Genomic DNA, 6,502 nt, shown 5'->3' with positions numbered 1-6,502 from the left:
CTCCGTCGTGGTGCCCGTCGGCGCGGAGACCGCGGACAAGCTCGTCGAGAAGATCGCCGAGAAGACCAAGCAGCTCAAGGTCGGCCACAGCTTCGACTCGGAGGCGGACTACGGGCCGCTCGTCACCTCGCAGGCCAAGGACAACGCCGTCAAGTACATCGACGCCGGCGAGAAGGAGGGCGCGACCCTCGTCGTCGACGGCCGCGGTAAGGGCGCCACGGACTCCGAGTTCGAGGGCAACGCGCTCGACGAGGGCTACTTCCTCGGGCCGACGCTCTTCGACAACGTCACCAAGGACATGAGCATCTACACCGAGGAGATCTTCGGCCCCGTGCTCTCCGTGGTCCGCGCCGAGAACTTCGAGGAGGCCCTCGCCCTGCCCTCCGAGCACATGTACGGCAACGGCGTCGCGATCTTCACCCGCGACGGGGACACGGCCCGCGAGTTCGTCGACCGCGTCGAGGTCGGGATGGTCGGCGTCAACGTGCCGATCCCCGTGCCGATCGCCTACCACACGTTCGGCGGGTGGAAGAAGTCCGGATTCGGCGACCTCAACCAGCACGGACCGGAGTCCATCAAGTTCTACTCCAAGGTCAAGACGGTCACGCAGCGCTGGCCCTCGGGCGTCAAGGAAGGCGCCAGCTTCATCATGCCGACCATGGACTGACGCCGTAGGCCGCGCCCGCTGAGGGGCGTGCCCGTCATCCACCCACGACCATCAGGAGAGGCACAGCCGAGAATGGCGGAACTTTCCCCCGAAGAACAGGCGATCGTCGACGCGGCGGCCAAGTTCGCGCGCAAGCGCCTCGCACCCAAGGCGCTCGAATGGGATGCCGAGGGGCATTTCCCGAAGGACGAGATCCGCGAGGCCGCGGCCATGGGTGTGGCCGCGATCTACACGCGGGAGGATCACGGAGGTTCGGGGATGCGCCGGCTCGACGGCGTCCGCATCTTCGAACAGCTCTCCCGCGGCTGCGCCGCCGTCGCCGCGTACCTGTCGATCCACAACATGTGTACGTGGATGATCGACGAGTTCGGCACCGAGGAGCAGCGCGCGAAGTGGGTGCCGCGCCTCGCGAGCATGGAGGACTTCGCGAGCTACTGCCTCACCGAGCCGGGCGCCGGCTCGGATGCGGCGGCGCTGTCCACGAAGGCGGTGCGCGAGGGCGACGAGTACGTGCTTACCGGCACCAAGCAGTTCATCTCGGGCGCCGGGGACTCGGACGTGTACGTCGTCATGGCGCGCACGGGCGAGGCTGGGCCCAAGGGGATCTCGACGTTCGTCGTCACCAAGGACATGGCGGGGCTGTCCTTCGGCCCGAACGAGAAGAAGATGGGGTGGCACGCCCAGCCCACGCGGCAGGTGATCCTCGACGGGGTCCGGGTCCCCGCGGAGAACCTGCTCGGCGAGACCGAGGGGACGGGCTTCTCCATCGCGATGAAGGGCCTCAACGGCGGCCGGATCAACATCGCGGCGTGCTCGCTCGGCGCGGCGACCGAGGCGTACGCGCGGGCCGTCGAGTACGTGCGCGAACGCGAGACGTTCGGGACGCCGCTCTCCGAGCAGCCCACGATCCGCTTCGCGCTCGCCGAGATGGCCACGAAGCTCGAGGCCTCGCGGCAGCTCCTGTGGCGCGCCGCCCGCGCCCTCGACGACGCCGATCCCGACCGCGTCGAGCTGTGCGCGATGGCGAAGATGTTCGTCACCGATACCTGCCACGACGTCGCCGACCAGGCCCTCCAGCTCTTCGGCGGCTACGGCTACCTGCACGAATACGGAATGGAAAAGATCCAGCGGGACCTGCGGGTCCACCGCATCCTCGAAGGAACCAACGAGATCATGCGCATGGTCGTCGGTCGCACGGCCGCCACGCGCGGATTGGGAACACGATGAGCACAATCGCTTTTCTCGGACTCGGCAACATGGGCGGCCCGATGTCCGCCAACCTTGCCGCCGCGGGGCATACCGTCCGCGGCTTCGACCCCGCACCCGCCGCCCTCGAGGCGGCCAAGGCCGCCGGTGTGGAGCCGTTCTCCAGCGCCGAAGAGGCGGTGGAGGGGGCCGAGGTCGTGATCACCATGCTGCCGAACGGCGCACTGGTGGGGAAGGTGTATGACGACGTCCTGTCCCATGTCGCGAAGGGGTCCCTCTTTATCGACTCCTCGACCATCTCGGTCGCCGATGCCCGCGAGACCGGTGCCCGCGCGCGTGCGGCCGGGATGGCGCATATCGACGCCCCGGTCTCCGGCGGGGTCAAGGGCGCGACCGCCGGGACTCTCGCATTCATGGTCGGCGGCTCCGCCGAGGAATTCGGCGCCGCGAAGGACGTTCTCGAGCCTATGGCCGGGAAGATCATCCACTGCGGCGATCCGGGCGCCGGCCAGGCGGCCAAGGTGTGCAACAACATGATCCTCGCGGTGCAGCAGATCGCCGTGGGCGAGGCGTTCCTCCTCGCGGAGAAGCTCGGCCTGTCCGACCAGTCGCTCTATGACGTGGTCACCGGCGCCACCGGCAACTGCTGGGCGCTCGAGTCCAACTGCCCGGTTCCCGGACCGGCGCCCGCGTCCCCGGCAAACAACGAGTTCCGCCCCGGCTTCTCGGCGGCCCTGATGAACAAGGATCTCGGCCTCGCCATGGACGCCATCTCCGAGACCGGTGCGACAGCGCCGATGGGTACGGCAGCCGCCGCGATCTACTCCGAGTTCGCACAAGAGAACGGGGACAAGGACTTCTCGGCGATCATCACCAAGCTCGGCGAGTAGGGGAGCGAGGCCCGGCCGATTTGGCAGGTCGGGCCGATTCCGACGAAATCAAGCAATCATGATTGCTTTTTTCTCTAGGGACGGGCACAGTGGGATTCGTGAACCACGATGTGACCCACGCAACAGGATCCGATCTCGCCCAGGCGCTCTCCGTCCTCGACACCCTGGGTGAGGTAATCGAGTCCCTCGTCCTCGAGGCGGGGGAGGGCGGTTGGAGCGCCGCGACCCCGGCGGAGGGCTGGGACGTCGCCACGCAGGTGGCGCACCTGCACTGGACGGACCTCGCCTCGCTCGCGGCCATCTCGGATTGGCCGGCCTTCGACGCTCTAGTGGCAAAGGCGATGGACGATCCCGAGGGCTTCGCCGACGCCGGCGCCCTCGAGCTCGCCGAGCGGCCGCGCGAGGAGCTCCTCGAGGCCTGGCGCGCCGGGCGCGCGGAGCTCTCCGAGGCACTCGGCGCCCTCGATCCCGGCGAGCAGATCGCCTGGTTCGGTCCGCCCATGCGGCCGAAGACCATGGCCACCGCTCGGATCATGGAGACCTTCGCCCACGGCTACGACATCGCCGACGGGCTCGCGGACGGCTCGGTGCCGTCCGCCGCATACGCCCCCGGTACCTCGCTCGCCGGCCGCGCCCCTGGCCTCCTCGGTACGGCTGCCGAGGAGGCGGCGCTCCCGTTCGTCGCGCGGATCGGCCACAAGACGCGCGACTTCGCCTACTCCGTCCACGGCGAGCAGCCGCCGGCCGAGGAGTTCGAGCTCTCCTTCGCCGCTCCGGGCGGGGAGACCGTCACCTTCGGTCCTGCCGGCGCCGCGCAGGGCGTCTCCGGGCCGCTGCGGGATTTCTGCCTCCTCGTCACCCAGCGCGTCGCGCCCCGCGATACGGACCTCGAGGCGCGCGGCGCGGACGCGGAGCGATGGCTCCACATCGCGCAGTCCTTCGCCGGGCTGCCGGGCAAGGGCAGGGGATAGCGATGCCGGACAACGCGCCAGAAAACGGATCCCGGCGCATGCCCCGGCCCGATTCCTCTCGTCCCGTCCGCATCGGCAACTGTTCGGGCTTCTACGGCGACCGGCTCGCGGCCATGGAAGAGATGCTCCGCGGTGGCGAGCTCGACGTCATCACCGGCGACTACCTCGCCGAGCTCACCATGCTCATCCTCGGCAAGGACACTCTCCGCGATCCCGAACTCGGCTATGCGAAGACCTTCCTGCGCCAGCTGGAGACGTGTCTCCCCCTCGCCATCGAGAAGGGTGTGCGGATCGTCGCCAATGCCGGAGGGCTCAACCCTCGCGGGCTCGCCGCGAAGGTGCGCGAGCTCGCCGCCGAGCAGGGCCTCGACCCGGCAGTCGCTTCGGTGGCGATCGTCGAGGGCGATGACCTCCGCGATAAGGCGGCCGAGCTCGGCGTCCCCGGAGCGATCACCGCAAATGCCTACCTCGGCGGCTTCGGTATCGTGCGCGCCCTCGACGCGGGCGCCGCCGTCGTCATCACGGGCCGGGTCACCGATGCCTCGCTCACCGTCGGCCCCGCGGCGTGGTGGCACGGGTGGACGCCCGCGGACCTCGATCCCATCGCCGGTGCGATGGCCGCCGGCCACGTGATCGAGTGCGGCACGCAGGCCACCGGCGGGAACTACTCGTTCTTCGCGCAAGCCGGTTTGGATGACGGCGGACCGCGCGATCTCCTCTGGCCCGGCTATCCGATCGCCGAGATCGGGTCCACGGGCGAGTCGATCATCACGAAGCACGCGGGAACCGGCGGCGCCGTCACGGTCGGCACGGTATCCGCCCAGCTCTTATACGAGGTCGCCTCGCCGAGCTACCTCGGCCCCGACGCCACGCTCCGCCTCGACACCATCGCCCTCGAGCAGGCCGGCGACGACCGGGTGCGGATCTCCGGCTGCCGCGCCGATCCTCCGCCCGCGACGCTCAAGGTCGCCACCACGGCGATCGGCGGCTGGCGCAACGAGATCGCGCTCCTACTCACCGGCCTCGACATCGAGGCCAAGGCCGTGCTCTTCGAAAGGCAGCTCCGGGCTCGCCTCGACCCGCCGCCGGAGAAACTCGAGTTCCGCCTCGCCCGGACCGACCGCCCGGACGCCCCCACGGAGGCCGAGGCCTCGGCGACGCTCACCGTCGTCGCGCGCGACTCGGAATCCGAGCGCGTGGGCAAGCAGTTCTCGGGCGCAGCGGTCGAGCTCGCCCTCGCGAGCTACCCCGGCGCGACACCGACCGCACCCCCGGGCAAACCCTCGCCCTACGGCGTATACGTGGCGGCGCGAGTCCCCGCCGGCGAGGTCCCGCACCGCGTGGAGCTCCCGGGCGGCGAGCTCGAAGTGGTCGCGCCCTCCCCGCTGGCGGGGGAGCCCGCGATCGTCCCCGGCCCGGACGCCGAGACGCATTCGGCTCAGGCCGCCTCCGCCGGCGCCGCGGCGCGGACCGACGTGATCCACGCACCGCTCGGCAGGATCGCGGCCGCGCGGTCCGGCGACAAGGGCGGCGACGCGAACATCGGCGTGTGGGTCGAGGACCCGGCAGCGTGGCACTGGCTCCGCGAGACGCTCACGGCCTCCGCCGTCAGAACCCTCCTCCCGGAGACCCGCGACCTGGACATCGAGCGCTTCGAGCTGCCGAACCTCCTCGCAGTGAACTTTGTGATCCACGGGATCCTCGGGCGTGGCGTCGCCGAGGGCGCGCGCTTCGACCCGCAGGCCAAGGGCCTCGGCGAATGGCTGCGCTCGCGCTTCGTCGACGTGCCGCGCGAGCTCCTCCCACCCGGCTACACGCCGGAGGATGACGGCGCAGCCCGGCGCGCCCCCGGAGGTGAGCGATGAGCGAGAACGAGCGGTACTGGGACTCGGCACGGGCCCGCGGGCTAGCCGAGACGGTCACGGGCTTCGCGCGCCGTGAAATCCTGCCCCACCAGGACGAATGGGAAGCCGCGGGCGCCATCCCGCGGGAGCTGCACCGCGCGGCCGGGGACCTCGGCCTGCTGGGCGCAAGCTTCCCGCCCGAGGTCGGCGGCGAGGGCGGCGACATCCGCGATTCCATCGTCGTGTGCGAGGCGCTGCACGAGGCCGGGGTGTCCGGCGGGGTCTTCGCCTCGCTGTTCACGTGCGGCATCGCGCTCCCGCACATGGCGCAGGCGGGCGCGCCCGAGCACATCGAGCGCTGGGTCCGCCCGACCCTGGCGGGGGAGAAGATCGGTTCCCTCGCGATCACCGAACCCGGCGGCGGCTCCGACGTAGGTCACCTGCGCACGCGTGCCGTCCGCGACGGGGACGAGTACGTGGTCGACGGCGCGAAGACGTTCATCACCTCGGCGACGCGCGCGGACTTCCTCGTCGCCGCCGTGCGCACCGGCGGCGAGGAGCTGCGTGGGGCGGCGGGACTCAGCCTGCTCGTCGTCGAGCGCGGTACGCCCGGCCTGCACGTGTCCTCGCCGCTAGCGAAGATGGGCTGGCGCGCCTCGGACACCGGGGAGATCGCCTTCGACGATTGTAGAGTCCCGGCCGCGAACCTCGTGGGCGAGGTGAATTCCGGCTTCGCGCACATCGCCGGGGCGTTCGTCACCGAGCGGATCGCGCTCGCAGCGCAGGGGTATTCGCACGCGCAGCGTTGCCTCGACCTCACCCTCGACTGGGTGCGGCAGCGCGAGACCTTCGGCGCCCCTCTCATCTCGCGCCCGCAGATACAGGACGCCCTCGCCGAGATGCACCGCCGCATCGACGTCGCCC

General features: G+C 70.6%; 6 protein-coding genes. All 6 read left to right on the top strand.

Going from position 1 to position 6,502, the window contains the following annotated elements:
* Positions 1-667 (top strand): aldehyde dehydrogenase family protein (locus tag V7E05_RS07550; RefSeq protein ID WP_333619055.1); only part of this gene is annotated, 667 nt, incomplete at its 5' end.
* A gap of 72 nt (positions 668-739) precedes the next feature.
* Positions 740-1,894 (top strand): acyl-CoA dehydrogenase family protein, encoded by a 1,155-nt coding sequence (locus tag V7E05_RS07545; protein ID WP_333619054.1) that lies wholly within the window; start codon positions 740-742, stop codon positions 1,892-1,894.
* Complete coding sequence (gene mmsB, locus V7E05_RS07540; RefSeq protein WP_333619053.1) at positions 1,891-2,763, top strand: 3-hydroxyisobutyrate dehydrogenase; 873 nt, start codon at positions 1,891-1,893, stop codon at positions 2,761-2,763. The genes V7E05_RS07545 and mmsB overlap by 4 nt, the downstream gene beginning before the upstream one ends.
* Before the next feature lie 98 nt (positions 2,764-2,861).
* Positions 2,862-3,734, top strand: coding sequence for a maleylpyruvate isomerase family mycothiol-dependent enzyme (locus V7E05_RS07535; RefSeq protein WP_333619052.1), 873 nt, complete (start codon positions 2,862-2,864; stop codon positions 3,732-3,734).
* Positions 3,735-3,772: 38 nt separating this feature from the next.
* Positions 3,773-5,599, top strand: coding sequence for an acyclic terpene utilization AtuA family protein (locus V7E05_RS07530; protein WP_333619051.1), 1,827 nt, complete (start codon positions 3,773-3,775; stop codon positions 5,597-5,599).
* On the top strand, positions 5,596-6,502 hold a 907-nt coding region (locus tag V7E05_RS07525; protein WP_333619050.1), incomplete at its 3' end, for an acyl-CoA dehydrogenase family protein. The genes V7E05_RS07530 and V7E05_RS07525, both read left to right, overlap by 4 nt.

It is taken from the genome of Dietzia sp. (assembly GCF_036741115.1).
GTDB lineage: Bacteria > Actinomycetota > Actinomycetes > Mycobacteriales > Mycobacteriaceae > Dietzia.
This window is presented reverse-complemented; position numbering and strand designations above follow the sequence as displayed.

Coding starts and splice junctions, on each gene's coding strand:
- V7E05_RS07545 (WP_333619054.1), top strand. CDS start 740: ATGGCGGAACTTTCCCCCGAAGAACAGGCGATCGTCGACGCGGCGGCC.
- mmsB (WP_333619053.1), top strand. CDS start 1,891: ATGAGCACAATCGCTTTTCTCGGACTCGGCAACATGGGCGGCCCGATG.
- V7E05_RS07530 (WP_333619051.1), top strand. CDS start 3,773: ATGCCCCGGCCCGATTCCTCTCGTCCCGTCCGCATCGGCAACTGTTCG.